The sequence below is a fragment of the Streptomyces alboflavus genome (assembly GCF_000716675.1).
Classification (GTDB): domain Bacteria; phylum Actinomycetota; class Actinomycetes; order Streptomycetales; family Streptomycetaceae; genus Streptomyces; species Streptomyces alboflavus.
Map to the genome: position 1 here is coordinate 208,047 of NZ_JNXT01000001.1, position 24,965 is coordinate 233,011.

Genomic DNA, 24,965 nt, shown 5'->3' on the forward strand with positions numbered 1-24,965 from the left:
GAGCAGTGCCCGGAAGGGGTTGGCAGTGTCGACCGGCACCGGCCGCTGCTTCACCGGCTGCGGCTCCGAGGCCGGGACGGGTGCCGGGCGGTAGACGTCCATCGACACCACCTCCGGCACCTCCACAGCACAGCCCCAACCGTCTCAAGCTCCGTGCACGGAGCATCATCCGGGATGAACGTCCTCAAGTGGCAGCGGGAGCGTCAGCAAGCCGAGAAGGAACGCCTTGGCCCTCTGTGGGTGGACCACGGCCTGGTCTTCGCCCGTGACGGCTTCAAGCTCCGGAAGGGGCGCGCGGCGGGCGGCCCGCAGGACCCGGAGAAGGTCTCTGCCCGCTGGCGCACAGCCCGCACACGGATGAAGCTGCCGGACGGCTTCCGGCTGCATGACTGGCGAGCATCGAAGATCACAAATGATCTCGACAACCACGAGAACCCGGTAGAGGTTTCCGCCGACGCCCGGCACCCTCGCCGGGCTACACCATGACGCGCTACGGCAGGCGTCGCACCGAGGGAGCCAAGAAGCTGGCCGCGTCCAGCGCGTGCCGGATCGGTCTCGCATCCCTGGTCTGACCAGGAAACTCTCTGGGCCGTTGGTCACGCCACTGCCCAGACATGAAGAAAGCCCCTCGTGAGGGGCTGTTCTTGCTGGTGTCCGAGGGGGGACTTGAACCCCCACGCCCGATAAAGGGCACTAGCACCTCAAGCTAGCGCGTCTGCCATTCCGCCACCCGGACCGGTGGTCTGTCGCGGTTTCCCGCGGCGACGTGGAAAACCATAGCAAACATTCAGGGGCTCCTGATCACGCAGGTCCCGGGGGTGAACGGCGTATGACGAGGGGCGCCCGCCCTTGGGCCTGGGCGGTCGGCGCGGGAGGATGGGAGGGACCCAGAGTGCGACAGCGGGAGGAACAGCGTGAGCGAGCCGACCACGGACGGCAGGGCGGACGGGGCGCGGGCCGTTTCCGGCGAGGACGAGGTCGTCGACCTGTGCCGGGACCTGATCCGGATGGACACCAGCAACTACGGCGATCACTCCGGCCCGGGGGAGCGCAAGGCGGCTGAGTACGTCGCGGAGAAGCTCGCGGAGGTGGGGCTCGAGCCGCGGATCTTCGAGTCGCACCCGGGGCGCGCCTCCACCGTGGCGCGGATCGAGGGCGAGGACCCGTCGCGGCCCGCGCTGCTCATCCACGGCCACACCGACGTCGTACCCGCCAATGCCCAGGACTGGACCCACCACCCCTTCTCCGGCGAGATCGCCGACGGCTGCCTGTGGGGCCGGGGCGCCGTCGACATGAAGGACATGGACGCGATGACCCTCGCGGTCGTACGCGACCGGCTGCGCAGCGGCCGCAAGCCGCCGCGGGACATCGTGCTCGCCTTCCTCGCGGACGAGGAGGCCGGCGGCACGTACGGGGCGCGGTACCTCGTCGACAACCACCCGGACCTCTTCGAGGGCGTGACCGAGGCGATCAGCGAGGTCGGCGGGTTCTCCTTCACCGTCAACGAGAAGCTCCGGCTGTATCTCGTCGAGACGGCGCAGAAGGGCATGCACTGGATGAAGCTGACCGTGGACGGCAGCGCCGGACACGGTTCCATGATCCACAAGGACAACGCCATCACCGAGCTGTCCGAGGCCGTGGGACGGCTCGGGCGGCACAAGTTCCCGGTGCGGGTCACCAAGACCCTGCGGCACTTCCTCGACGAGCTGGGCGACGCCCTCGGCACCGAGCTCGACCCGGAGAACATGGACGACACCCTGGCCAAGCTCGGCGGCATCGCCAAGCTGATCGGCGCCTCGCTCCAGAACACCGCCAACCCGACCCAGCTCGGCGCCGGGTACAAGGTGAACGTGATCCCCGGACAGGCCACCGCGCACGTCGACGGCCGTTTCCTGCCGGGGTACGAGGAGGAGTTCCTGGCCGACCTCGACCGCATCCTCGGCCCGAACGTCAAGCGTGAGGACGTGCACGCGGACAAGGCCCTGGAGACCACCTTCGACGGCGCGCTCGTCGACGCCATGCAGATGGCGCTGCAGGCCGAGGACCCGATCGCGCGGGCCGTGCCCTACATGCTCTCGGCCGGCACGGACGCCAAGTCCTTCGACGACCTCGGCATCCGCGGCTTCGGCTTCGCGCCGCTCAAGCTGCCGCCGGAGCTGGACTTCGCGGGCATGTTCCACGGCGTGGACGAGCGGGTGCCGGTGGACGGCCTGAAGTTCGGGGTGCGGGTGCTCGACCGGTTCATCGACGCTTCCTGAGTTTCGGAGTTTCGGAGCTCCTGGGTTCCTGGGTTTCTGGGTTCCTGAGGTCCGGGCGTGGTCGGTGTGCGTGTCGGCGCGTGTGCCGGTGTGTATTTCGGTACATGTAGGTCCTTCTCTCTGCGCGGGCGCGTGCCGAAACGAAACTCCAATAATCGGCAGCGCGTGCGCAATTGACCGAAAAGAGTGAAAGCAGCCTTGCCCTCGTAGCCCTCAACTTCCTCCTTCGTTACAGGTGGTGCGGTCCGCGGCTGGGATCGCATTTGCCAACTAGGAGGAATAATGATCAAGAAGGTCGTTGCCGCTGCGGTGGCCACCGGTGGTCTGGTGCTCGCGGGTGCGGGCGTCGCCGCTGCCGACTCCGGCGCGCAGGGTGCCGCCGTGAAGTCCCCGGGCGTCGTGTCGGGCAACGTCATCCAGGTTCCCGTGCACGTGCCGGTGAACGCGTGCGGCAACACGATCTCCGTGATCGGCGTGCTGAACCCCGCCTTCGGGAACTACTGCGTCAACAAGTGACGCCGCTGTGCCTCACCCCGTGAGGGGTCTCACCCCATGAGGGTCTGACGTCCGTCGGCCCCGGAGTGCGTGTCACGCACTCCGGGGCCGACGGGCATTGGGCGCACGGTGCACTGGGCCCGTGCGCATTTCCGGAAGGCAAGGCAGGAACAAGCTATGCGACAGGTCACGCGCAAAGGCCTGATCACCGTGGCGGCCGCCACTGGCGTACTCGCTGTCTCTGGTGGTCATGCACAGGCCGACTCCCATGCCCAGGGCGGCAGTTCGAATTCTCCCGGCGTGCTGTCGGGCAATTCCGTTCAGCTTCCCGTGGACGTACCGGTCAATGTCTGCGGCAACACCGTGAACGTCATCGGGGGCCTGAACCCGGCGGCGGGCAACAAGTGCGCCAACACCTCCGACGCCCCGCGCGGCGGCGGTGGCTACGGCGACGACGGCCACGGCGGCAAGCCCTCGGGCGGCGGCGCCACGGCCGACGGCGGCGCCCACGGCTCGCCGGGGGTGGGCTCGGGCAACAGCGTGCAGCTCCCGGTCGACGTCCCGGTCAACGTCTGCGGCAACAGCGTCAACGTCGGCGGCGCGGGCAACGCGGCCGTGGGCAACGAGTGCGGCAACGAGTCCGACAGCCACACCGGTGGGAAGCCGCCCACGAAGCCCGATCACCCGGGCAAGCCCGATCACCCGGGGAAGCCGGACCACCCGGGGAAGCCGGACCACCCGGGGAAGCCGGACCACCCGGGCAAGCCCGACCAGCCCGGCAAGCCGCAGTCGCCCGATGACGGCGTCAAGCCGGACCAGCCGGGCAACCCCCAGCAGCCCGGAAAGCCGGGCCAGCCCGTCTCGCCCGCACAGCACAGCAAGCCGAAGGGTCCGGCGACCGGTCCGAACGTGCCCGAGGCGCACATGATCACGCCGCCCAAGGGCAAGGACCAGCTCGCGCAGACGGGCAGCTCCCTGCCGGTCGGCGTCGCCCTGCCGGTCGGCGCGGGCATGCTGCTCGCGGGCACCGTCCTGTACCGCAGGGCACGTGCCTGAGACTCGGTGACCGTCTCGCCAGGGCGTATGCAGGCCGAATCAGGCAGTATCAGGCCGTATGCCGGGCGTCCGGGTCATCTGACGTCAGATGAAGTCAGATGACGCCAGGTGACGTCGGGTGAAAGACGCCAGGTGACATCAGGTGAAAACGGAGCGGGCCCCGCGATCGCGGGGCCCGCTCCGTTTTCGCACCGTCCGCCGGGCGCCGGGCGGCCGTACCCGGCTCACCAAGTGGCCCTCAGCTGGCGGATGATGCGCCGTCTGAGCCGCACCCGCCGACTGCCGTCGGCGTGCAGGCTGAGGCGGTCCAACTCCCAGTGTCCGTACTCTGCGTGGTCGGTCAGCAGACGCGTGGCTTCTTTGCGGGAGACCCCGCGCGGAACGTACACGTCGACAAATTCGTATTCCGGCATCGCATCTATTGTGCGGGCACAGGCCCGGTACGGATAGCGTCTGCACTATGTCTGATGCTGCGCAGCCCACCGCTGCCGAGGTACGCGCCGCCGCCGAGGCGGTCAAGACCGCGCTCGACCGCCACCTTGCGGCGGTCGAACGCAGGTCGGGCGAGGACGATCCCGACGTCTATGAAGCGTTCAACGAGCTGGCCGCCGCGGCCGAGGCGTACGACGAGCTGCTCTACGACCGTTACGACGAGGTCACCCCCTTCGAGATCCCCGGCGCGGAGGACACCCTGCCGCCGTACCAGGGGCCCGCGGAGCCGAACGCCTTGAGCGTGCTGATCCGGCGCGACTACGCCGTCGCGGAGCCGCAGCGACTCCTCGCCCAGGCCGCGCGGGTCGAGGCCGCGGACGACGACGCCACCTCGGAGTCCGACCGGCTCGCGGGCACCGTGCCGGGCGCGCTCGGCCTGCTCTTCGGCGAGTTCGAGCCGGACGAGATCGCCTCCCGGCACAAGGAGTTCGGCCTGGAGGAGGGCGACTCGACGCTGTGGGTCACCGCGGCGGACGAGCCCGCGGAGCCCGGCGAGTGGCTGGAGTCCCCGTTCGACCAGCCCGACTCCCCGCGGGTGGTCTGCCGCTTCGACGTCAGCGCGGTCTTCGACGACGAGACGGACGACGACCTCGACGACGACCTGGACGCCGCGGCGAGCCGTGTGGGCGGCGCCCGCCGGAGCAGGGACGCGCACACCGGCATCGACGGGGACCTGGACGCCGACCTCGACTCGGACCTCGATACGGATCTTGACTTCGATCCGGACGAGGGCGATGAGGTGGACGACGTCGATGAGGCGGATGACGTGGACGACGTGGAGGTCGTCGAGCGGGGGAAGGGCGTGGGCGGCGCCTAGGAGGGGGCGCCGGCAGGGGCGTCGGGAGGGGCGTCGGGAGGGGCGTCGGGAGGGGTGTGAGGGCTTTGAGGGCTGTCCGGAGGTGGGTTCCGCCCGGCTCCGGGGCTCCTTGCCGAGTGCGTGCGGCGCGCCGATCCTGTCCATCAGGCCTCGGGTCTTGGCTGGACGGGCGTGGCCCCGACCTCCTGTCCATGAGGTCGGGGCCACGCTCCACGCATGGGCTAGCCCGCCGCCGGGGCCTGCGGGCGCAGCAGCGTGCGCAGGCGGGTCGTGCGCTCCTTGGCGGGGCGCTCGGCCACGGCCTGGGGCAGAGCCTGGGCGACGCCCTGGACGACCGAGAGATGGCGCTCGGCGCGGCTGAAGGCCGTGTACACCCACGGCCGGGTCAGGGCGCCCGCCGCGTCGCCGGGCAGGACCACCACGGCGGCGGGCCAGCGGCGGCCCGTGGCCTGGTGGGCGGTGAGCGCCCATGCGTGCCGCACGGACTGCTCCACCCGCTCCTTCGGTACGGCGACGGGGGTGCCCTCGCACTCCAGGCGCAGGCCCTGCGCGTCGGCGCCGACCACCCGGCCGAGCGCCGTGCGGCCCGGCACCGGGGCGTAGGCGACCCGGTCGCCCGGGTCGAAGCCGCCGAACCTGCCGGGGCCCGGGTTCAGCCGCTCCTTCAGCGCCGCGTTCAGCGCGCGCGTCCCCGCCGCGCCGCCGTGGCCCGGGGTGATCACCTGCGTCTGTCCGGACGGTACGCCGATGGCGCGCGGCACCGAGTCCGCGACCAGCTGCACCGTGCGGTGGATCGCGTCGGGCGCGTCCCGCACCGGGACGATCACGACCTCCTTGCCGGGCGCGTCGACCTGGGTCAGCTCGCCGATGCCGATGCCGGAGACCAGCTCGCCGATGGGGCCCGGGTCCGGCGTGCGCGAGACGACCTGCGGGCAGCAGCGGGCCGCGAGCAGGTCCGCGAACACCCGGCCCGGGCCCGCGGACCACAGCACACCCGGGTCACCGCTGAGCACGAGCCGGGCGCCGTCGGGAAGCGACTCCACGAGCGTCGCGGCCGTCTCCACGTCCAGCTGCGGGGCGTCCAGGACCACGAGCAGATCCAGGGCCAGCGCGCCGTCCGCGTCACGGCCCGGCCCCTGCCACCCGGAGAGCAGGCCCGCCACGGTCACGACGGGGGAGGCCTCGTCGGGAGCACTGGGCGCACCGGGTGCGGGGGAGGAACCGGCCGCACCGGGGGCGTGGGAGGTGCCTGACACGCTGGCAGCACCGGCGCCACCGGCGCCACCGGCCGCACCGACCCCGCCGACCGCACCCCCCGCGTCAGCCGCACCCTCCCCCTCCGCAGAGCCGGCCGCCCCGCCGCCCCCGGAAGCCTCCGCACGCGCGTCACCACCCTGGACGGCACCCGCACCTTCGGGCCCGGCCATCGCACCGGTCGCCCCTTCGCCCGTGCGCCTCGCCGAAGGCACGCCGTCGGCCTCCCCACCGGCGGGCCCGTCCATCTGACCTCCCGAGGAGCCAGCAGGACTGGCCCCCAGGGCGCCCGGAGCGGCCGTGCGCGGCCCGGATCCGTCGGCACTCCCACGAGCCCCAGCCCCGGCAGCACCCCCGCCCAGGCCCTCGGCCAGCCTCCGCTGTCCCTCCGTGCTGTGCGTCGCCGCGTACACCCGCAGGCCCAGCGCGCGGGCAGCCGCCACCAGCGCGGCGGGCTCGGTGCGGGCCGCCTCGCCGCCCGTGTGCAGCACGAGGCCGTGCGCGGCCACGGCGCGGATCAGGTCGGCGGCGGAACCCTTGGCGGCGGCCGCCGCGGACTCCCAATCGGCGGCCGAGGGACCCGAGCCGTCACCGCCGTGCCCCGAGCCGCCGTGCCCCGAGCCGTCGGGAGCGGAGCCGCCGTCCTCCGGAGCCGAGTCGGCGCCCTCCGGAGGCGAACCGTCGCCCACCGGGCCCGAACCCTCCTCCTTCGGCAGCGAGTTCATGACCCGGGCGAGGCCGTCGGCCAGGCTCTCCTCCGCGAGGGCGTACCGCTCGAGGCCGAGCAGCACGCGCACCGGGACCTCGGCTTCGGCGTCCTCGGGGTCGTCGGCGGTCGGGGCGGGCCGCGCCGGGGCGGTCCCGGTGGCCTCGTCCAGCGGGTCCTGGAAGAGCAGGACGTCGCCCTCCGCGAGCGCGGACTGCACCGCCTCGTCCGGATCGGGGACTCCGCGCTGTCCGAGCGCGGCGGTGAGAGCCGAGGATTCGAGGGCCGTGTGCCCGGCGAGCGCGGCCTGTGCGAGCAGCCACACCGTCAGCGCGCAGCCCCTGCGCTCGTCCCCGGGACCGCATTCCGGGCCGAGCAGCGCCCGCGCGAACCCGTCGGCCTGCTCGGGCCGCACCCCGGCGACCCGCAGCAACTGCCACGGGTCGGCACGCAGCACGTCGTCCGCGCCCTCGCCGAGCGCGGCCGCCGCCCGGGCCGCGAGTGCCGCGGGCGCGCCACCCTCGGCCAGCACCGCCGCCACCGCGTCGACCGTCTCCGGCGTCGGCTCGCCCGCCCCGGCCGGGGCCTCGGCCACCTGCCGTCGCACGGGCTCGGGGGCGGGTCGCCGCGGCGCGACCGGCGCGGGCTCACGGAACACGGGCGCGACGGGCTTCTCGCCGCTCTCCACGGCCCGCACCGCCGCCAGCAGGTCGGCCGCCGTGCCCTGGAGCTTCGCGCCCGCCGCCACGGGCCCCTTCTTGTCGGCCTTGCGCTGCTCGATCCGGGCCCGCAGCTCCCGCTGCGCCGCGAGCTCGGCCTCGGCCTCGGACACACCGGTGTCCCCGCCGTCCCCGCTGCCGTCCTGGCTCTCGCCGCCACCGGCCTCGGCGCTGTCCCCCGTGCTTTCGGGAGCAGCGCCCTCGGGGTCGGCCGAGTCCTCCTCGGCGTCCCCGTCCGGCGCGGCCCCGCCGGACGGCGTGCTCCCGGCCTCCGGCGTGTCCTCGGCGTCGGGGCCCGCTCCGGCCTCCGGGGCCTCGGGTTCGGCGACCTCCGCGGCAGCGGACTCCGTACTCACAGCGTGCTCCAGTCCTGGTCTGGGTAGCGGTGCACGGGCGCTGACACATCGTCGAGCGCCTGGCAGATCTCGTCAGGAAGACTAAGGGTCTCCACTGACAATGCGGCCGTGAGCTGCTGCGCGTTGCGCGCGCCGACGATCGGGGCGGTCACTCCGGGGCGGTCACGCACCCAGGCGAGCGCCACCTGCAGGGGCGTGACGGCGAGACCGTCGGCCGCTATCGCGACGGCGTCCACGACCCGCCCCGCCGCGTCGTCGAGATACGGCGCGACGAACGGGGCGAACTGCTCGGAGGCGCCGCGCGAGTCGGCCGGGGTCGCGGTGCGGTACTTGCCGGTGAGGACGCCCCGGCCGAGCGGTGACGAGGGCAGCAGACCGACGCCGAGGTCGAGGGCGGCGGGCAGCACTTCGCGCTCGACGCCGCGCTGGAGGAGGGAGTACTCCATCTGCGTGCTGGCGATGCGGGTGCGGGTGCCGGCCGCCGCGAGCTGCCAGGTGGCGGCCTTGGCGAGCTGCCAGCCGCTGAAGTTGGAGATGCCCGCATAGCGCGCGCGGCCGCTGCTGACCGCGATGTCGAGGGCCTGGAGCGTCTCCTCCAGGGGCGTGTCGCTGTCGAAGGCGTGGATCTGCCACAGGTCCACATGATCCGTGCCGAGGCGCGCCAGGGAGGCGTCGAGCGCGGACAGGAGATGGCCGCGCGAGCCGTCGAAGCGGCGGTCGGGGTCGGGCACGCTGCCCGCCTTCGTCGCGATGACCAGATCGCGCCTCGGCACCAGGCGTTCGACGAGTCGTCCGAGGAGGTACTCGGCCTCCCCGTCGCCGTACACATCGGCCGTGTCCACGAGGGTGCCGCCCGCCTCCCAGAAGGCCTTCAGCAGGTCCGCGGCGTCGTTCTCCCCGATCTCGTCGGAGTGCCCCCATGTGAGGGTGCCGAGCCCGATCCTGGACACGCGCAGACCTGTTCGGCCGAGATGCCTCTGCTCCATGGCGGCGAGATTACTGGCCATGCCTCAGCGCTGGGTGTGCGTGTGGACAAAGCCGTGCCTGTGGACAACTCATGAACCCCTTCGGGCAACAGCGCCCGCCCCGGCCCGGCACCCCGCACCGGGCCCCGGCGGGACCGCCGCCCGGCCCCTGCCGGATCGCCCGCCCGCGCGCTACAGTCCCCGAACAGGCACGTTACTCATGGGTAAGGGGATTCGGCCATGCAGCTCGGGATCAACCTCGGCTACTGGGGCGCGGGGATGGACGCGGACAACCTCGTCGTCGCGAAGGAGGCCGACAAGCTGGGCTACGCGGTCTGCTGGGCGGCCGAGGCCTACGGTTCGGACGCGGCCACCGTGCTCTCGTGGGTGGCGGCGCAGACCGAGCGGATCGACGTCGGTTCGGCGATCTTCCAGATCCCGGCGCGCCAGCCCGCGATGACCGCGATGACGGCGGCCACCCTCGACTCGCTGTCCGGCGGCCGGTTCCGGCTCGGGCTCGGCGTCTCCGGGCCGCAGGTCTCCGAGGGCTGGTACGGCGTCAAGTTCGACAAGCCGCTGGCCCGCACCCGCGAGTACGTCGAGATCGTACGCAGGGCCATGACCCGCGAGCGCCTCGCCTACGAGGGCGAGCACTGGACGCTGCCGCTGCCCGGCGGCCCCGGCAAGCCGCTCAAGCTGACCGTGCACCCGCAGCGCGAGCACATCCCGCTGTACATCGCCGCGATCGGGCCGAAGAACCTGGAGCAGACCGGTGAGATCGCCGACGGCGCCCTGCTGATCTTCCCGGCCGCCGAGCACCTGGAGGAGACCGCGCTGCGCCATCTGCGGGCCGGGCGCGAGAAGGCGGGCCTGACCATGGAGGGCTTCGACGTGGTGCCGACGGTACCGCTCGCGCTCGGCAAGGACGGGGACGGCGACATCGACGCGCTCGCCGACATGTTCCGGCCCTACACGGCGCTGTACGTCGGCGGCATGGGCAGCCGGAAGCAGAACTTCTACAACCAGCTCGCGCAGCGCATGGGGTACGAGAAGGAGGCCGCCGAGATCCAGGACAAGTACCTGTCCGGCGACAAGGAGGGCGCGGCCGCCGCCGTACCGCGCTCCCTGATCGACTCCACCACCCTGCTCGGCTCCGTGGACCGGATCGCGGACCGGATGCGGGCCTACGCGGAGGCCGGTGTCACCACGCTCACGCTGGCGCCCGCGGGCTTCACGGTGGAGGAGCGGCTTGCCTCGCTGCGCGCGGGCACCGAGGCCCTGGAGCGGGCCGGGGTCGCGTAGCGGGAGATTTCTGCGGCCGTGGTGGGGGCTCGGGGGTCTTCCCCGCCACGGCCGTCACGGAGCACAACGCCGCGACGAGCCCTCCGGTTACGGCCCCGGAGACCACCGGTCGCCGGCGATCCGGGCGCGTACCCGGCTGTCTGTCCGGCTGTCGCACGACCGCCTGCCCGACCGCCTCGTCCGAGGTGCCCCTCCGCCCCATTCGGCCCTCTGTGTCCTCCGTTTGGCTGAGCTGTCGCATACACCTGTTGCCTGATGGCGCGCTGCGCATTTGACTCGTTCTTTGCGGAAGTCTGTGTGGTCAGTGACGGCATGGAGGTGCCTGCGATGCTTTCGGCCCGGAGTCTCTTCCAGGAGATCCTCGACAACGACGAGTCGTTCCGGCTGTTCTGCTCCATCGCGGCGAGCGGAGAGTCCCAGGGCGGCTGGGAGAACGGGCGCATCGCCGCGCTCGTCCCCGACAGCCAGCGCGATCTCGCACCCAAGATCACCCGGCACGGCGCCGACGAGGACAAGCACGGACGGATCTTCAACGCGCTGCTGCGCAAGCGCGGCCTCGAACCCGTCGACGTCCCCGCCGCCACCGACTACACGATGCTCCTGGAGCGCCGCGGCATCGGCCTCGCGCACGAGAAGCTCCGCGCCGACCAGCCGCTCACCGAGCAGGACATCGTCACGTACCTCTCGCACAGCCGCGTCACCGAGCAGCGCGCCGCCGACCAGATGGTCATGCTCCGCAAGTACTTCGGGGACGACCCCGAGGTCGGCAAGGCCGTGAAGATGATCTCGAACGACGAGGACAACCACCTGGCGTACTGCCACGAGGAACTGCTGCGCTTCGCCTATGCCGGGCACGGGCGCACCATCCAGAACACCCTGCGCGAGAGCGCCCTCGCCGAGATCGTCATCTACCGCGACGTCAGCCTCGCCGTCATGGAGCACATGGGCCGCATCCTGCGCTGGTCCCCGGTCAAGTCCAGAACGCTCGCGGCGGGCATCCACGCCATGTACGCGTACGAACGCGCGGGCGGCTGGCGGCGGATGGTGTCCCTGAAGATGCCTCAGCGGCGCGACGCGCTGGGCGGACCCGCCACCTCAGCGGCGGAGTTCGCCTGACCACGCCCGGCTCCGGGACGGGGCGCTAGAGCCAGCCGCGGCGCTTGAACAGCCGGAACAGGCCCACCTCGAGCGCGGCCATCAGCAGGATCACCGCCGGGTACGCCCACCACCAGCGCAGCTCCGGCATGTGCTCGAAGTTCATGCCGTAGATGCCCGCGATCATCGTGGGCACCGCCGCCATGGCCGCCCACGCGGAGATCTTCCGCATGTCGTCGTTCTGCCGCACGCTCATCTGCGCCAGATGCGCCGACAGGATGTCCGTCACCAGGCGGTCCAGGCCCTCCACGGACTCGTTCACGCGCAGCAGATGGTCGTTGACGTCCCGCAGATACGGCTGCGCGGAGTCGTCCACGAACGGCACCGCGCGGCCGTAGGGGCCCATGCCCGCGAGGCGCGCGAGCGGCATCGCCAGCGGGCCCGTGGCGCGCCGGAACTCCAGGATCTGCCGCTTGAAGCGGTAGATGCGGGACGCGGTGTTCCGCGAGCCGCCCCCGTCCGGCGAGAAGACCTCCGCCTCCAGGACCTCCAGGTCCGTCTGCAGCTCGCCCGCGACCTCCAGGTAGTGGTCGACCACGGCGTCGGCGATGGAGTAGAGCACCGCCGTCGGCCCGTGCTCCAGGACGTCGTGCTCGGCCTCCAACTGCTGGCGCACGGCGCTGAGCGGCGCGCCCTCGCCGTGCCGGACGGTCACCACGAAGCAGTCACCCATGAAGATCATGAGTTCGCCTGACGACACGGCGTCGCTCTCCGGTTCGTACACCACCGGCTTCAGGACCACGAACGCCGAGTCGTCGTACACCTCGAGCTTCGGCCGCTGATGGGCCTTCAAGGCGTCCTCGACCGCCAGCGGGTGCAGCGAGAACTCCTTGGCGACCAGGTCGAACTCGTCCTCCGTCGGCTCGTACAGGCCGATCCAGACGAACGCGTCACCGAGCGCCCGCGCCGCGTCCAGGGCGTCGGAGAGGTCCTCCGGGCCCTTGATGCGGCGCCCGTGCCGATAGGTGGCGCAGTCCACGATCACGCTGCGCATTCTTCCGGGGCTCGCCTCCTGCCGCACCCCCTCGGCGGCTTAGGCTGACCCGCATGCCCACGCTGATCCTCGTCCGACACGGACGCTCGACCGCCAACACCGCGGGCCTGCTCGCCGGCTGGACGCCCGGCGTCGGACTCGACGAGCGCGGCGCGGAGCAGGCCGCCGCGCTGCCCGGGCGGCTCGCCGCGCTGCCCCTCGCCGAGATCGTCACCAGCCCGCTGCAGCGCTGCCAGGAGACCCTCGCGCCGCTGCTCGCCGCCCGCCCCGGGGTGCCCGTCCACACGGACGAACGCATCGGCGAGTGCCACTACGGCGACTGGTCGGGCCGCAAGCTCGCCGAGCTCGCGGACGAGCCCCTGATGGAGGTCGTCCAGCAGCACCCGGCAGCGGCCGCCTTCCCCGGCGGCGAGTCCCTGCGGGCCATGCAGACGCGGGCCGCGGAGGCCGTGCGCGAGTGGAACGCGCGCGTGGAGCGCGACCACGGCGCCGACGCCGTCTATCTGATGTGCTCCCACGGCGACATCATCAAGTCCCTTGTCGCCGACGCCATCGGGCTGCACCTGGACCTGTTCCAGCGCATCTCCGTGGAGCCCTGTTCCGTCACGGCGATCCGCTTCACCCGGCTGCGGCCCTATCTCGTACGGCTCGGCGACACCGGCGACTTCGGGTCGCTCGCGCCGCGCGAGGCACCCGCGAGCGACGACGCACAGGTGGGCGGCGACGCGGGCGCACCGTGATCGTCGCCCGCAGTAGGGTGCAGTGGTCGCGCCAAGTACATGCAGTCGATTCCAATGGAGACAGGACGTGTCCCGTCAGGTGTTCCTCTATGACCCGCCGGAACGCTTCGTCGCCGGAACCGTCGGGCTCCCCGGTCGGCGTACCTTCTTCCTCCAGGCCTCCGCCGGGGTCCGCGTGACCAGCGTCGCCCTGGAGAAGACCCAGGTGGCCGCGCTCGCCGAGCGCATGGAGGAGTTGCTCGACGAGGTCGTGCGGCGCAGTGGCGGCAGCGCGGCGGTGCCCGCCGTCGCACCCGCTGAGGTCACCGACAGCGCGCCGCTCGACTCGCCCGTCGAGGAGGAGTTCCGGGTCGGCACGATGGCGCTCGCCTGGGACGGCGAGGAGGAGCGCATGATCGTGGAGGCGCAGGCCCTCGTCGAGCTGGACGCGGACTCCGAGGAGGACCTCGCGGAGGCCGAGGAAAGGCTCTTGCAGGACGAGGAGAACGGCCCCCCGATGCTCCGGGTGCGCCTCACCGGCGCCCAGGCCCGTGCCTTCACCAAGCGCGCCCTCGACGTCGTGAACGCGGGCCGTCCGCCGTGCCCGCTGTGCAGCCTGCCGCTCGATCCGGAAGGACACGTATGCCCGCGCCAGAACGGATACCGGCGGGGCGCGTGACCCCCACCGAACTGCTCACCCGCGGTGAGCTGACCGTGCGCGGGCAGATCCGGGAGGCCTCCAACGCGGTGCTCTACTGCACGGTCGGGTACGAGGAGCACACCGCCGCCTGCGTCTACAAGCCCGTCGCCGGGGAGCGGCCCCTGTGGGACTTCCCCGACGGGACCCTCGCCCAGCGGGAGGTCGCCGCGTACGAGGTCTCCGAAGCGCTCGGGTGGGGCCTCGTGCCGCCCACCGTGCTGCGGGACGGGCCCTATGGGCAGGGCATGGTCCAGCTGTGGGTCGGGGCGGAGGCGTCCGGGGATGCCGGGGATTCCGGGGATGGCACCGATGCCGACGCCGAGGGTGCCGACGCCGCCGGGCTGCTCGCTCTCGTCGAGGGGGACGAGCCCGGGGACGGCTGGAAGGCCGTCGGGTTCGCCCAGGTGGGCGAGGGGCGCACGGCGCTGCTCGTGCACGCGGACGACGCCCGGCTGCGGCGGCTCGCCGTGCTCGACGCCGTGATCAACAACGCCGACCGCAAGGGCGGGCACCTGGTGCTCGGCGACGGCGGACGCCTCTTCGGCATCGACCACGGGGTCACGTTCAATGTCGAGGACAAGCTGCGGACGCTGCTGTGGGGGTGGGCCGGGGAGAAGCTGCCCGAGGAGGCGGTGGACGCGCTGGGCTCCCTGCGGGACGGCCTGGCGGCGGGGGAGCCCCTCGCCGAGCGGCTCGGGGAACTGCTGACCGCCGCGGAGGTCGACGCCGTCCGGGAGCGGGTCGCCGCGCTGCTCGCCGCGGGGCGGCACCCGGGGCCGTCCGGGGAGTGGCCGGCCATTCCGTGGCCGCCGGTGTGAGATCCCCGGGGGCTGCCCGCCCCGTGGGCAGGTGAAACCTGTCGAAGATCTCGTCGCCCTGGGTCGTATGCGGAAGGGGCGTCCGGTTAGGCTCAAGACATGTATGCCTGGCCCGCTTCTGAGGTTCCCGCCCTGCCCGGCAAGGGCCGTGATCTCCGGATCCACGACACCGCGACCGGTGGCCTCGTCACCCTCGACCCCGGTCCCGTCGCCCGTATCTACGTCTGCGGCATCACTCCGTACGACGCGACCCACATGGGTCACGCGGCGACCTACAACGCGTTCGACCTCGTGCAGCGCGTGTGGCTCGACACCAAGCGGCAGGTCCACTACGTGCAGAACGTGACCGACGTGGACGACCCGCTCCTGGAGCGCGCCAAGCGCGACGGCAAGGACTGGGTCGAGCTGGCGCAGGGCGAGACCGCGCTGTTCCGCGAGGACATGACCGCGCTGCGGCTGCTGCCGCCGCGGCACTACATCGGAGCCGTCGAGTCGATACCGGGCATCGTGCCGCTCGTCGAGCGGCTGCGGGACCTGGGCGCCGCCTACGACCTCGAGGGCGACATCTACTTCTCCGTCGAGTCCGACCCGCACTTCGGCGAGGTGTCGGGGCTCGACGCCGCCGCCATGCGCCTGCTCTCCGCCGAGCGCGGCGGCGACCCGGACCGCGCGGGCAAGAAGAACCCGCTCGACCCGATGCTCTGGATGGCCGCCCGTGACGGCGAGCCGAGCTGGGACGGCGGCTCCCTCGGCCCCGGCCGCCCCGGCTGGCACATCGAGTGCGTCGCCATCGCCCTCGACCACCTCGGCATGGGCTTCGACATCCAGGGCGGCGGCTCCGACCTGGCCTTCCCGCACCACGAGATGGGCGCCTCGCACGCCCAGGCGCTGACCGGCGAGCACCCCTTCGCCAAGGCGTACGTGCACGCGGGCATGGTCGCCCTCGACGGCGCCAAGATGTCCAAGTCCAAGGGCAACCTGGTGTTCGTCTCGAAGCTGCGGCGCGACGGCGTCGACCCCGCCGCGATCCGCCTCGCCCTGCTCGCCCACCACTACCGCGCCGACTGGGAGTGGACCGACCAGGTCCTCCAGGACGCCGTCGAACGGCTCGCCCGCTGGCGCGCCGCGGTGTCCCGCCCCGACGGACCGTCCGCCGACGCCCTGGTCGAGGAGCTGCGCGAGGCCCTGGCCGACGACCTGGACGCCCCCAGGGCGCTCGCCGCCGTCGACCGCTGGGCCGCCCGCCAGGATGCCGAGGGCGGCACCGACGAGGGCGCCCCGGGCGTCGTGTCCCGCGCGGTGGACGCGCTGCTGGGCGTCGCCCTGTAGAACGCACGGAAGCGACGCCGGACGGGAAGCCTCCGTCCGGCGCCGCGGTCACCGGGTGCGGATCACCTGGTGCCGGTCACCACGTGCGGGTCACCACGTGCGGGTCACCACGGGTGGATCACCTGGTGATCACGATCGCGAGCAGCAGTCCCGGGTTGTTCGTGTCGTAGTAGCCGATCACCGGCTGCCCGTACGCGAAGGCTTCCTGGACCTGGTCGCGGGTGCGGTCGTCGGGGTTCACGTAGACGCGCCATTCGTTGTCCACGTGCAGGTACAGCAGGGACGCCTGGCCCGGGAGCGGTTGGACGACGTCCCAGAAGCTCTGGGCGACGGCACCCGTGAGGGCCTGGGTCGAGATCGCGGGCGCCTGCGCCTGCGGGACCCGCTCCTGGCCGAGCTGCTGCAGCAGTTGCTGGAACGGCTGCTGCTGGCCGAGCTGCTGCATCTGCTGGCGCAGGTGCTGCGGGATCTGCTGCTGCATCTGCTGGGGCATCTGCTGCTGGAGGTGGGGCGGGATCTGCTGCTGGCCGGGAATCTGCTGGCCGAACTGGCGCTGCTGGCCGATCTGACCGATCTGGCCGGGCTGACCCTGCTGGCCGATCTGGCCGGGCTGCGGCGGCGCGGTGCTCGGGCCCTGCTGGCCGGACTGCTGCTGGCCGAACTGCTGGCCGTAGCCCTGGCCCTGCTGGCCGAACGGCTGCTGCTGGCCGAACTGTTCGGGGCCGTACTGCTGCTGCGGGCTGAACTGCTGGCCCTGCTGCTGGCCGATCTGACTCATTTGCGGGGTGGTGCTCATGCGGGTGCCACCTTCCGTCAATGGTCGGTCCGTTGATGTGGTGCGATGGTGCTTCTCGTCGCGTGCCGCGGTTCAGCCGGTGACGACCAGGCCGACGACCTCGTCGTCCGAGAACCAGACACGCACGTCCGGTGATCCCCCTGCGAAGGCGGAGTGCACCGCCTGGCGGGTCTCGGGGGAGGGGTTGTTCAGGTTGCGCCACTGCCCGGCCACGAAGAGCCTGAGGCGCGGCGGGAGTTCGGGCGGATACGGGATCAGCTCGTCCCAGTAGCGCTCGGCGAGGCCCGACCCCACCGCCGCCGGCAGCAGCTTGGTGACCGCCGCCCTGATGTCGGGGCGGTTGCCGATCCGCTGGGACGCCGGGCGGCCGGGGCCGTCCTGCTGCGGCGACCCCGTGGCGCGCAGCACGGCACGGGCGCGGGAGGAGGTCATCGGCTGCTGGCCCGCCGCCTTGAGGACGCCCTGGAGCGCGGCGACGGCGCCGACGACGATCGGGGACGCCGACGAGGTGCCTGAGAACGTGTCCGTGTACCAGGCGATCTCGTCCACGCCGCCCTGCAGGTCGCCCGGCTGGTTCCAGAAGCCGCCGGTCGTCGTGGTCTCGCGGCCCCAGCCCTGCGCGTCGAGGCGCGCGCCGTAGTTGGAGAACGCCAGGCGCGAGCGGTCCGGGCCGTGGTCGCGGCCGTGCGTGCCGGGCGGGGGCGCGCCCGCGCCGACCAGGACGGCGTCGGAGGAGGGGTTGGACGGGTTGAAGGGGTTGCGCCACCAGGACGGGAACTCGTCGGGACGCCGCTCGTACACCGCGTCGTCCAGGGACTCCGCGCCGTTGCCCGCCGCGCCGACGACGACGATGCCCTTGGCCGTCGCGTACCGGACCGCGGCGAAGTCGTCCGGCCACCACTCGATGGCGACGTAGCCCTTCTGGTCGTCGCGCGCCTCGAACTCGAACTTCGGCCCCGGGCGGTGCAGTTCGATGAGGATGACGTCGCCCGGCGAGAGCCGGTCCGCCGCGGCGTGGATCGTCGCCGCCGTGCCCGCCGGGGTGAAGGACGCGACCGCGGTCACGGCGTCCGGCACGATGCCGGTGACGCCGATGGCGTTGCGGTCGGCGCCGATGACACCGATCACGGCGGTGCCGTGGTTGCGCCACGCCAGGTCCTGGATGGGGGTGCCGATCACCACGCCCGCGAGCTTCGCCGCCAGGTCCTCGTGGCTCAGCTGCCAGGCGCCCTCGATGTCGATGACGGTCACCCCGTCACCGCCGCCGCCCAGGCGCTGCCAGGCCCAGTACGCGTCGACGCCCTCGGGCGCAGGCCTCAGATAGCCCTGGCGGCCGCTGAAGTCCGCCGTCGCCGGCATCCCTTCCTTGCGGCGCCGCGCCTCGTCCGGCTCGCCCGCGCCGCCCTGCTGTCCGACGGGCCCGAGCGCGGCCGGTACGGCGCCCGGCTTCACGTACGCCGTGTCGACGCCGGGCAGCGCCGCCATCCGCGCGCGCAACTCCTGGGCGCGGTCGCCGCCCCCGCGGACCCGGTAGAACAGCGCCAGGTCGGGCACCTCGCCCTGGGTGTCGGGCGCCGCCGCCCGGAGCCGGTCCTCGCTGCCGAACAGCGGCTCCAGGGTGAGCTGTTCATCGCTGAGGAACATGTTCAGGGCCGACACGTCGGAGCCCGACGCCGAGCGGACCCCCTGCTCCTGAGCGCGCAGCCGGGCCTCGGGCCGGGCGACGACGATCAGTTCCTGCTCGGCGGCCCGATACGTGAACCCCGCTCCATCGGGTCCGGGGCCACTGCCCCCGGGGTCGCTGCCCCGCTGCACCTGGTCGGTCATCGCTTCACCGCTCCCTTCGGTTACCGCGCCCCGCCTGCCTTCCGGTCGCTGCACACCCTGCTACCGCCGGGCCCGGCCGTCCAGACCTCTTTCACCCAACAGCGTTTGAACGGAAGTTGAGTGGGGAACCGTGTGCATTTCATCAACAAACTCGTGTCACGCCCGATACCGGCCATATGCGTGCGTGACGGCTGTGGCTTCCTGGGCCGTGGGCAACGAGAAGGGGCGGCACCCGCGCGGGTGCCGCCCCTGGAACGCGCTGTCGGCCGTCTCAGTCCTCGGAGGAATCCTCTGACGGGGAATCGTCTTCCTTCGCGCCGTCCGTCCTGTCGCCACGGCCGTCGTTCTCCTCGCCGTCGGCCGTACCGCCGCCGGAGGCCGCGGACTTCGCGGATTCGGCGGTGCCCGGTTCCTGGCTTGACTCGGCCGGTTCGTCCTTGGCGTCCGCCGCGGGCGGGTCACCGGCGGCGGACCCCGTGGACGCGGGCTCCGGCCCCGGGCGCGGCTGCGGCTTCGGCGGGCGGGTGCGCTCGCTCGGCGTGTCCCGCAGGTACGCCGCCCCGTCCCCGCCGTCCGTGGCGTGCCCGCCGACCTGCCCGGTCCCGGCGACGGGACCCGGCCCGCCGCCGTCGCGCCGCCGCAGATACCGCTCGAACTCCCGCGCGATGGCCTCGCCGGACGCCTCGGGCAGCTCCGCGGTGTCCCGCGCCTCCTCCAGGGACTGGACGTACTCGGCGACCTCGCTGTCCTCGGCGGCGAGCTGGTCCACGCCCAGCTGCCAGGCGCGCGCGTCCTCCGTCAGCTCGCCGAGGGGGATCCTGAGGTCGATCAGGTCCTCCAGGCGGTTGAGGAGCGCGAGCGTCGCCTTCGGGTTCGGCGGCTGCGAGACGTAGTGCGGCACGGCCGCCCACAGGCTCACCGCCGGGACGCCCGCGTGCGTGCAGGCCTCCTGGAGGATGCCGACGATGCCCGTCGGGCCCTCGTACTTGGTCTCCTCCAGGTCCATGGTGCGCGCCAGGTCGGGGTCGGACGTGACGCCGCTGACCGGGACCGGGCGGGTGTGCGGGGTGTCGCCGAGCAGCGCACCCATGATCACGACCAGCTCCACGCCCAGCTCGTGGGCGAAGCCGAGCAGTTCGTTGCAGAACGAACGCCAGCGCATGGACGGCTCGATGCCCCGCACCAGGACGAGGTCGCGCGGCTTGTCGCCGCCGACGCGGACCACCGAGAGCCGCGTGGTCGGCCACGTGATCTTGCGCACGCCGCCGTCCAGCCACACCGTGGGCCGGTTGACCTGGAAGTCGTAGTAGTCCTCGGCGTCCAGCGCCGCGAACACCTCGCCCTTCCACTCCTTGTCGAGATGCGCGACCGCGGTGGAGGCGGCGTCGCCGGCGTCGTTCCAGCCCTCGAACGCGGCCACCATGACCGGGTCGATCAGCTCGGGTACCCCCTCGAGCTCGATCACCCAGGCCTCCTTCCGACGTTCTCCTCTAAGTACGCCCCAACCTTACGGCGTCCCGCGGGGCCCTCCGCAGCCCCCCGACGGCGCCGAGTGCCGGATCACTGCCCAGGTCAGTCGCCCCTCACGCATGACTCACAGGGTGGAGCGAAGCCACTGCTCCACGCTGGCGATGTGCACCGTCGCCCAGGACCGGGCCGCCTCGGCGTCCCGGTCGCGCAGCGCCGCGAGGATCGCGCGGTGCTCGTGCAGGGTGCGGCTGACCGCGTCCTCCTGGGTCAGGCCGCGCCAGACGCGGGCCCGTGTGGTCGGCCCGGACAGGCCGTCGAGGAGGGAGCACAGCACCGAGTTCCCGGACGACTGCACGATGCCGCGGTGGAACTCCAGGTCGCAGGCCACCAGCTCCTCCACGCTCGGCGCGGCGCCGAGCGCGTCCAACTGGGCGGTGAGCGTGTCGAGTTCGGCCTCGCTGATGCGGGCGGCCGCCATGGCCGTGGCGGCGGGCTCCAGGATCCGGCGCACCGCGAGGAACTCAAGGACGGTGTCGTCGCGGTGGAAGTCCACGACGAAGCTCAGCGCCTCCAGGAGCAGCTGCGGGTCCAGGCTGGTGACGTAGGTCCCGTCGCCCTGGCGCACGTCCAGGATGCGGATCAGGGAGAGCGCCCGCACCGCCTCGCGCAGCGAGTTGCGGGAGAGCCCGAGCTCCGCGGCCAGTTCGCTCTCCTTGGGCAGCCGGTCGCCGGGGCGCAGCGCGCCGGAGACGATCATGCCCTTGATCTTTTCGATGGCCTCGTCCGTGACAGCCATGGGGACCTCGCCTCAGTGTGCGGACCGTGCGGACCAGTACGGACCGATGGGATGGGGGACAGGCAGAAATAGACATCCGATGTATCGGCTCATTATGTCCTCTGCGGCCGCCGCTGAGCAGGGGGTTCAGCCGAAGCGTTCGATCCTGATCCGGTCCACCGGCTGGCCGCCGTCCACCAGGAGCCGCGAGGCGTGCTCGGCGAAGCCGTTGGACCCGCAGATGTACGCCTCCCAGCCGCCCGCGGGCTGCCCGGCGCCGAGATACGGCGCCAAGTGCCCGGCGTTCAGGCGGCCTTCGGAGCGGGTGAGGACGGCCGTGGTCTCGTCGCCGTACTCGTCGGCGTAGATCAGGTCCTCGCGGGTGCGCGCGGAGACGACCAGACACAGCGGCACGGTCAGGCCGGCGCGCCGGTGGTGGCGGATCATCGACATCAGCGGTACGACGCCGGAGCCCGCGCCGAGCAGCAGCGCGGGCCGGTCGCCGGGCCAGGCGAAGAAGCCGGACAGCGGGCCGCGGACCTCCACGGTGTCGCCCACCCGGGCCACGGTGTGCAGATGCCCGGACACCTCGCCGCCCGGCGCGTGGTCCAGGGTCAGCTCGATCTCGCCGCTGCCGTCGGGCGCGGACGCCAGCGAGTAGTGGCGCTGCGCGACATAGCCGTCCGGCGCGGTGAGCCGCAGCATCAGGTGCTGGCCCGGCAGATGGCCCTGCCAGTCGGGCACCTTCAGCCGGAACGTCGACGCGGCGGGCGTCTCCCGGCGGATGTCCGTGATCAGCGCCTGCTGCCAGAGCGCGGCCGCGCGGCTGCTCACGGAGATGCGGCCGGGGACGGCGAACGCGGTCGGCGGCACGAAGCCTGTGGCCGCGGCGGGGGACCTGGGGGTCACGAAGTCGTCAGTCACCGGCGTACCGTTCCTCGCGCCACGGGTCGCCCCGGTGGTGATAGCCGTTCTGCTCCCAGAAGCCGGGCTCGTCGTGGTCGAGGAGCGTGAGGCCCGCGATCCACTTGGCGCTCTTCCAGAAGTACAGGTGCGGGACGATCAGCCGGGCGGGCCCGCCGTGCTCCGGCGGCAGCGGCTCCCCGTCGTACTCCCAGGCGATCCACGCCCGCCCGCCGGTCACGTCGGCGAGCGGCAGGTTGGTGGTGTAGCCGGTGTGGGAGTACGCGACGACGTGCGTGGCCGCCGGGGAAGGACCGGCGTCGGCGAGGAACGCGTCCAGGCTCACGCCGCCGAAGCGCACGCCGAACTTGGACCAGCTCGTCACGCAGTGGATGTCGCCCCGGTACTCGGACGCGGGCAGCGCGTGCGCCTCGTCCCAGGACCAGGTGCGCGGCCGCGCGACCAGGCCGTCGACGCGGAACGTCCAGTCGGCCGCGGCGAGGCGCGGGGTCACCTCGGCGGAGAGGACGGGCCAGCCGTCGCGGGCGTCGTACTGCCCCGGGGGCAGGCGCGGGTCGCGGTCGGCGGCGCGGGCGCGGCCGGTGAAGCCGCGGGTCGGTCCGGCGGCGGTCATGTGGGCACCTCGGAGGTGAGGTGTTCGGCGCTCGCGCGGGGGTGGGGGAGCGGGACGGAGGCGGCGGCCTCGCGCAGGGCGTCGACGGCCCGGCGCTCGTCGACGGTCAGGAGGGTCCGGTCGCGCATCAGGATGCGGCCGTCGACGACGGTGTCGCGCACGTCGGCGGGTCCCGCGGCGTACGCGAGGGTCGAGTACGGGTCGTGCCGGGGCGCGAGGTGCGGGCGGTCCAGGTCGACGACGATCAGGTCGGCGCGCTTGCCGGGCTCCAGGGACCCCAGCTGCCCGTCGAGGCCGAGGGCCCGAGCGGACTCGACCGTCGCCATCCGCACGGCCTGCTCCGCGCCCACCGCCGTCGGGTCGCCGCCCGCCTTGTGCACGAGCGCCGCCGCCCGCACCGCGCCGAGGACGTCGAGGGTGTTGGAACTCACCGCGCCGTCCGTGCCCAGGCCCACCGTGACGCCCGCCGCCGTCAGGTCGGGCACCCGCGCGATGCCGCAGCCCAGCTTCAGGTTGGACACCGGGCAGTGCGCGACGGCCGTGCCGGTGCGGGCGAGGGCCGCGATCTCGGCGTCGGTGAGGTCGACGGCGTGCGCGAGGAGCGTGTCCGGGCCGAGCACACCGAGCGAGTCGAGCAGCTCCACGGGCCGCATGCCGTGCTGCGCGGTGACCGTCGCCACCTCGGTGGCGTTCTCGGCGGCGTGCAGGTGCAGGAGCGCGCCGTGGGCGCGGGCAAGCTCGGCTATCTCGACGAGCTGGTCGGGCACCAGCGTGTACGCGGAGTGCGCGAACACCACGGGCCGGGTGCCCGGCGCCGGGGTGCGGGCGGCCAGGTGGGCCTCGGCCCAGCCGAGCCGCTCCGCGTACGGGCGGCCGTCCGGCGGCTCCGGCACGTCCATGAACGTCGGCCCGCTGAGCAGGCGCCACCCGGCCGCGCGCGCGACCTCTTCGGCCGCCTCGTGGAACCAGTACATGTCGAGCGCGGCCGTCACCCCGCCGCGTACCGACTCCGCGATGGCGGCCCCGATGCCCGCCGCCACCGTCCGCGGCGAGAGCAGCGCCGCCTCGCGCGGGATGACGCGCTCCAGGAAGCCCTGGAGGGTCACGTCGTCGGCGGTGCCGCGCAGGAGCGTCATCGCCAGGTGCGTATGGGTGTTGATGAGCCCGGGCAGCACCAGACAGCCGCGCGCGTCGATCTCCTCGGCCGCCGCGTACGCGGAGCGCAGCCGCGCGGCCGGGCCGACCTCGACGATCTCGCCGTCGCGCACGGCGACCGCGCCGTCGGGCACGACCGTGCCGGAGGCGTCGACGGTGAGGACGTCGCCGCCGTGGACGAGGAGATCGATGGGAATCATGAGTTCCGTTCCGTGCGAAGGGGCTGCTGTGTCGGGAGACCGGGAGGTCACGGTGGGGGCGGGGCCGTGCCGGCCCGGGCGTGGCCTACCGCGTTGCGGGCGATGTCTGCGCGGGCAGCCCGGCGTCCTCGGCGGCCAGCAGGCGCAGTGCGTCCAAGGTTATCCGGGCGGCGCGCGTGACACCGTCGGCGACCACCGAGCGGTGCGGGTCGTAGCCGCCGGTGGCCTCCTCGTCGACAAGATCGTCGGCGTTGACGCCGTCGACCACGAGCGCGCCGCCCGCCGTCAGGCCGCGCGTCGACGCGAACACGTACAGCGCCGACAGCTCCATCTCGATCGCGGCGATCCCCGCCCGCTCGTACGCCTCGGCGGGCAGCGGCAGGAAGCCCGGCTGGAAGGCGGCCCGGGTCCACACCACGCCCCGGTGGTAGGGGGCCTGCGCCGCGCGGGCCGCCCGCTGGAGCGCGAGCACCGCCTCCGGCGCGGCGAACGCCGGGTACTCGGCCGGTATCAGCTGCCGCGTCACGCCGTCGTCGCGCACCGCCGCGTCCGCGACGACCAGGTCCCCGTCCCCGACGCCCGGCCGGATCGCACCCGCCGTCCCGAGCCGGATGAAGTGCGTCACACCCGCCTCGGCCAGCTCCTGGAACAGGAGCAGCGCGCCGGGGGCGCCCACGCCGTGCGAGGACACGACGACCGGCAGGTGCTGCCAGGTGCCGGTGAACGTGCGGTACTCGCGGTGGTACGACACCTCCTCGGCGTCGTCGAGCAGCTCGGCGACGGTCGCGGCGCGCGCGGGGTCGCCGACGACGACGGCGTACGGGGGCAGGCCGGAACGCGGCACTCCGGAGATGGGCAGGGTGTCTGCGGATGTCGTCATCAGGGTGCTCCTACCAGGGGGTCGGATGGCTTCGGTGGTCTCGGTGAGTTCGGTTGCTGCGGTGGTTCGGGCGGGCGGGCGCGGCGCGGCGGCGTCGGCGTGCGGTGGACAGGAACAGGGCGGCGAGGGTCACGACGTACAGCGCGGCGTCCGTGGCCGTCGTCGGGGCCGACCGCATCGCCGCCGACGG

The 24,965-nt window shown here is 72.9% G+C and carries 24 protein-coding genes and 1 tRNA gene; 12 read left to right on the forward strand and 13 right to left on the reverse strand.

Annotated features, from left to right (window positions below; genetic code table 11):
* Positions 1–174: 174 nt before the first annotated feature.
* On the forward strand, positions 175–486 hold the full coding sequence (locus OO63_RS00875; RefSeq protein WP_030356200.1) for a hypothetical protein: 312 nt from the start codon (positions 175–177) through the stop codon (positions 484–486).
* 162 nt (positions 487–648) lie between these two features.
* Here the strand turns inward: OO63_RS00875 and OO63_RS00880 are convergent.
* Positions 649–736, reverse strand: a tRNA-Leu gene (locus OO63_RS00880).
* 178 nt (positions 737–914) lie between these two features.
* On the opposite strand from OO63_RS00880, the gene OO63_RS00885 reads away from it, so the two are divergent.
* From OO63_RS00885 to OO63_RS00895, 3 genes are all read left to right on the forward strand, one after another.
* On the forward strand, positions 915–2,258 hold the full coding sequence (locus tag OO63_RS00885; RefSeq protein WP_030356201.1) for a M20/M25/M40 family metallo-hydrolase: 1,344 nt from the start codon (positions 915–917) through the stop codon (positions 2,256–2,258).
* Positions 2,259–2,540: 282 nt separating this feature from the next.
* The gene (gene chpH, locus OO63_RS00890; RefSeq protein ID WP_030356202.1) at positions 2,541–2,774 is read left to right on the forward strand and encodes a chaplin ChpH; all 234 of its coding nucleotides are present in this window, start codon (positions 2,541–2,543) and stop codon (positions 2,772–2,774) included.
* Positions 2,775–2,930: 156 nt separating this feature from the next.
* Positions 2,931–3,809, forward strand: a complete 879-nt coding sequence (locus OO63_RS00895) for a chaplin (protein ID WP_030356203.1) — start codon at positions 2,931–2,933, stop codon at positions 3,807–3,809.
* A gap of 224 nt (positions 3,810–4,033) precedes the next feature.
* Here the strand turns inward: OO63_RS00895 and OO63_RS00900 are convergent, their stop codons facing one another.
* Positions 4,034–4,222: a DUF5703 family protein gene (locus OO63_RS00900; RefSeq protein ID WP_030356204.1), complete on the reverse strand. Its 189-nt coding sequence runs from the start codon at positions 4,220–4,222 to the stop codon at positions 4,034–4,036.
* A 47-nt stretch (positions 4,223–4,269) separates the two neighbouring features.
* On the opposite strand from OO63_RS00900, the gene OO63_RS00905 reads away from it, so the two are divergent.
* Complete coding sequence (locus OO63_RS00905; RefSeq protein WP_030356205.1) at positions 4,270–5,118, forward strand: hypothetical protein; 849 nt, start codon at positions 4,270–4,272, stop codon at positions 5,116–5,118.
* A 221-nt stretch (positions 5,119–5,339) separates the two neighbouring features.
* Here the strand turns inward: OO63_RS00905 and OO63_RS46495 are convergent, their stop codons facing one another.
* Both OO63_RS46495 and OO63_RS00915 read right to left on the reverse strand, forming a co-directional pair.
* On the reverse strand, positions 5,340–8,153 hold the full coding sequence (locus OO63_RS46495) for a helix-hairpin-helix domain-containing protein (RefSeq protein ID WP_051810399.1): 2,814 nt from the start codon (positions 8,151–8,153) through the stop codon (positions 5,340–5,342).
* Positions 8,150–9,139 carry an aldo/keto reductase gene (locus OO63_RS00915; protein WP_030356207.1) on the reverse strand — a complete coding sequence of 330 codons (990 nt, stop codon included), beginning with the start codon at positions 9,137–9,139 and terminating at the stop codon, positions 8,150–8,152. The genes OO63_RS46495 and OO63_RS00915 overlap by 4 nt, the downstream gene beginning before the upstream one ends.
* A 219-nt stretch (positions 9,140–9,358) precedes the next feature.
* Here OO63_RS00915 and OO63_RS00920 point away from each other — a divergent pair, with 219 nt between their 5' ends.
* Both OO63_RS00920 and OO63_RS00925 read left to right on the forward strand, forming a co-directional pair.
* Positions 9,359–10,420: an LLM class F420-dependent oxidoreductase gene (locus OO63_RS00920; RefSeq protein ID WP_030356208.1), complete on the forward strand. Its 1,062-nt coding sequence runs from the start codon at positions 9,359–9,361 to the stop codon at positions 10,418–10,420.
* A gap of 327 nt (positions 10,421–10,747) precedes the next feature.
* Complete coding sequence (locus OO63_RS00925; protein WP_030356209.1) at positions 10,748–11,536, forward strand: ferritin-like domain-containing protein; 789 nt, start codon at positions 10,748–10,750, stop codon at positions 11,534–11,536.
* Between the two features lie 25 nt (positions 11,537–11,561).
* Here OO63_RS00925 and corA read toward each other — a convergent pair whose 3' ends face one another.
* Positions 11,562–12,560, reverse strand: coding sequence for a magnesium/cobalt transporter CorA (gene corA / locus OO63_RS00930; RefSeq protein ID WP_033263689.1), 999 nt, complete (start codon positions 12,558–12,560; stop codon positions 11,562–11,564).
* 62 nt (positions 12,561–12,622) lie between these two features.
* Here corA and OO63_RS00935 point away from each other — a divergent pair, with 62 nt between their 5' ends.
* The 4 genes from OO63_RS00935 (at position 12,623) to mshC (ending at position 16,135) form a co-directional block, all read left to right on the forward strand.
* Complete coding sequence (locus OO63_RS00935) at positions 12,623–13,309, forward strand: histidine phosphatase family protein (RefSeq protein ID WP_030356211.1); 687 nt, start codon at positions 12,623–12,625, stop codon at positions 13,307–13,309.
* Positions 13,310–13,376: 67 nt separating this feature from the next.
* Complete coding sequence (locus tag OO63_RS00940) at positions 13,377–13,967, forward strand: DUF3090 domain-containing protein (RefSeq protein WP_030356212.1); 591 nt, start codon at positions 13,377–13,379, stop codon at positions 13,965–13,967.
* The gene (locus tag OO63_RS00945; protein WP_030356213.1) at positions 13,931–14,806 is read left to right on the forward strand and encodes an SCO1664 family protein; all 876 of its coding nucleotides are present in this window, start codon (positions 13,931–13,933) and stop codon (positions 14,804–14,806) included. Before OO63_RS00940 ends, OO63_RS00945 begins: the two co-directional genes overlap by 37 nt.
* A gap of 99 nt (positions 14,807–14,905) precedes the next feature.
* On the forward strand, positions 14,906–16,135 hold the full coding sequence (gene mshC / locus OO63_RS00950; RefSeq protein WP_030356214.1) for a cysteine--1-D-myo-inosityl 2-amino-2-deoxy-alpha-D-glucopyranoside ligase: 1,230 nt from the start codon (positions 14,906–14,908) through the stop codon (positions 16,133–16,135).
* Positions 16,136–16,253: 118 nt separating this feature from the next.
* Here mshC and OO63_RS46500 read toward each other — a convergent pair whose 3' ends face one another.
* Positions 16,254–16,616 carry a hypothetical protein gene (locus tag OO63_RS46500; protein WP_234310964.1) on the reverse strand — a complete coding sequence of 121 codons (363 nt, stop codon included), beginning with the start codon at positions 16,614–16,616 and terminating at the stop codon, positions 16,254–16,256.
* On the opposite strand from OO63_RS46500, the gene OO63_RS46505 reads away from it, so the two are divergent.
* Positions 16,593–16,967, forward strand: a complete 375-nt coding sequence (locus OO63_RS46505) for a hypothetical protein (RefSeq protein ID WP_234310965.1) — start codon at positions 16,593–16,595, stop codon at positions 16,965–16,967. The two genes, OO63_RS46500 and OO63_RS46505, sit on opposite strands and share 24 nt — an antisense overlap.
* 36 nt (positions 16,968–17,003) lie before the next feature.
* On the opposite strand, the gene OO63_RS00960 is transcribed toward OO63_RS46505, so the two are convergent.
* The 7 genes from OO63_RS00960 to OO63_RS00990 all read right to left on the reverse strand — a co-directional run bounded on the left by OO63_RS00960 (position 17,004) and on the right by OO63_RS00990 (position 24,775).
* Positions 17,004–18,758 (reverse strand): S8 family peptidase, encoded by a 1,755-nt coding sequence (locus OO63_RS00960; RefSeq protein WP_030356216.1) that lies wholly within the window; start codon positions 18,756–18,758, stop codon positions 17,004–17,006.
* Positions 18,759–19,029: 271 nt separating this feature from the next.
* Positions 19,030–20,223 carry a PAC2 family protein gene (locus OO63_RS00965; protein WP_078618733.1) on the reverse strand — a complete coding sequence of 398 codons (1,194 nt, stop codon included), beginning with the start codon at positions 20,221–20,223 and terminating at the stop codon, positions 19,030–19,032.
* A gap of 129 nt (positions 20,224–20,352) precedes the next feature.
* Positions 20,353–21,024: a FadR/GntR family transcriptional regulator gene (locus OO63_RS00970; protein WP_030356218.1), complete on the reverse strand. Its 672-nt coding sequence runs from the start codon at positions 21,022–21,024 to the stop codon at positions 20,353–20,355.
* A 126-nt stretch (positions 21,025–21,150) separates the two neighbouring features.
* Positions 21,151–21,927, reverse strand: coding sequence for a ferredoxin reductase (locus tag OO63_RS00975; protein WP_234310966.1), 777 nt, complete (start codon positions 21,925–21,927; stop codon positions 21,151–21,153).
* Complete coding sequence (locus OO63_RS00980) at positions 21,920–22,540, reverse strand: sulfite oxidase-like oxidoreductase (protein ID WP_030356220.1); 621 nt, start codon at positions 22,538–22,540, stop codon at positions 21,920–21,922. Before OO63_RS00980 ends, OO63_RS00975 begins: the two co-directional genes overlap by 8 nt.
* Positions 22,537–23,895 (reverse strand): amidohydrolase, encoded by a 1,359-nt coding sequence (locus tag OO63_RS00985; protein ID WP_030356221.1) that lies wholly within the window; start codon positions 23,893–23,895, stop codon positions 22,537–22,539. Before OO63_RS00985 ends, OO63_RS00980 begins: the two co-directional genes overlap by 4 nt.
* Positions 23,896–23,980: 85 nt before the next feature.
* Positions 23,981–24,775 carry a nucleoside phosphorylase gene (locus OO63_RS00990; protein ID WP_030356222.1) on the reverse strand — a complete coding sequence of 265 codons (795 nt, stop codon included), beginning with the start codon at positions 24,773–24,775 and terminating at the stop codon, positions 23,981–23,983.
* Positions 24,776–24,965: the final 190 nt, after the last annotated feature.

What these genes read in the sequence shown, in the direction of transcription:
- OO63_RS00990 (WP_030356222.1), bottom strand. Translation starts at nt 24,775, where the DNA reads ATGACGACATCCGCAGACACCCTGCCCATCTCCGGAGTGCCGCGTTCC.
- OO63_RS00935 (WP_030356211.1), top strand. Translation starts at nt 12,623, where the DNA reads ATGCCCACGCTGATCCTCGTCCGACACGGACGCTCGACCGCCAACACC.
- OO63_RS00980 (WP_030356220.1), bottom strand. Translation starts at nt 22,540, where the DNA reads ATGACCGCCGCCGGACCGACCCGCGGCTTCACCGGCCGCGCCCGCGCC.
- OO63_RS00915 (WP_030356207.1), bottom strand. Translation starts at nt 9,139, where the DNA reads ATGGAGCAGAGGCATCTCGGCCGAACAGGTCTGCGCGTGTCCAGGATC.
- OO63_RS00900 (WP_030356204.1), bottom strand. Translation starts at nt 4,222, where the DNA reads ATGCCGGAATACGAATTTGTCGACGTGTACGTTCCGCGCGGGGTCTCC.
- OO63_RS46500 (WP_234310964.1), bottom strand. Translation starts at nt 16,616, where the DNA reads ATGCAGCAGCAGATCCCGCAGCACCTGCGCCAGCAGATGCAGCAGCTC.
- OO63_RS00925 (WP_030356209.1), top strand. Translation starts at nt 10,748, where the DNA reads ATGCTTTCGGCCCGGAGTCTCTTCCAGGAGATCCTCGACAACGACGAG.
- chpH (WP_030356202.1), top strand. Translation starts at nt 2,541, where the DNA reads ATGATCAAGAAGGTCGTTGCCGCTGCGGTGGCCACCGGTGGTCTGGTG.
- OO63_RS00945 (WP_030356213.1), top strand. Translation starts at nt 13,931, where the DNA reads ATGCCCGCGCCAGAACGGATACCGGCGGGGCGCGTGACCCCCACCGAA.
- mshC (WP_030356214.1), top strand. Translation starts at nt 14,906, where the DNA reads ATGTATGCCTGGCCCGCTTCTGAGGTTCCCGCCCTGCCCGGCAAGGGC.
- OO63_RS00970 (WP_030356218.1), bottom strand. Translation starts at nt 21,024, where the DNA reads ATGGCTGTCACGGACGAGGCCATCGAAAAGATCAAGGGCATGATCGTC.
- OO63_RS00905 (WP_030356205.1), top strand. Translation starts at nt 4,270, where the DNA reads ATGTCTGATGCTGCGCAGCCCACCGCTGCCGAGGTACGCGCCGCCGCC.
- OO63_RS00985 (WP_030356221.1), bottom strand. Translation starts at nt 23,895, where the DNA reads ATGATTCCCATCGATCTCCTCGTCCACGGCGGCGACGTCCTCACCGTC.
- OO63_RS00875 (WP_030356200.1), top strand. Translation starts at nt 175, where the DNA reads ATGAACGTCCTCAAGTGGCAGCGGGAGCGTCAGCAAGCCGAGAAGGAA.
- OO63_RS00960 (WP_030356216.1), bottom strand. Translation starts at nt 18,758, where the DNA reads ATGACCGACCAGGTGCAGCGGGGCAGCGACCCCGGGGGCAGTGGCCCC.
- OO63_RS00895 (WP_030356203.1), top strand. Translation starts at nt 2,931, where the DNA reads ATGCGACAGGTCACGCGCAAAGGCCTGATCACCGTGGCGGCCGCCACT.
- OO63_RS00920 (WP_030356208.1), top strand. Translation starts at nt 9,359, where the DNA reads ATGCAGCTCGGGATCAACCTCGGCTACTGGGGCGCGGGGATGGACGCG.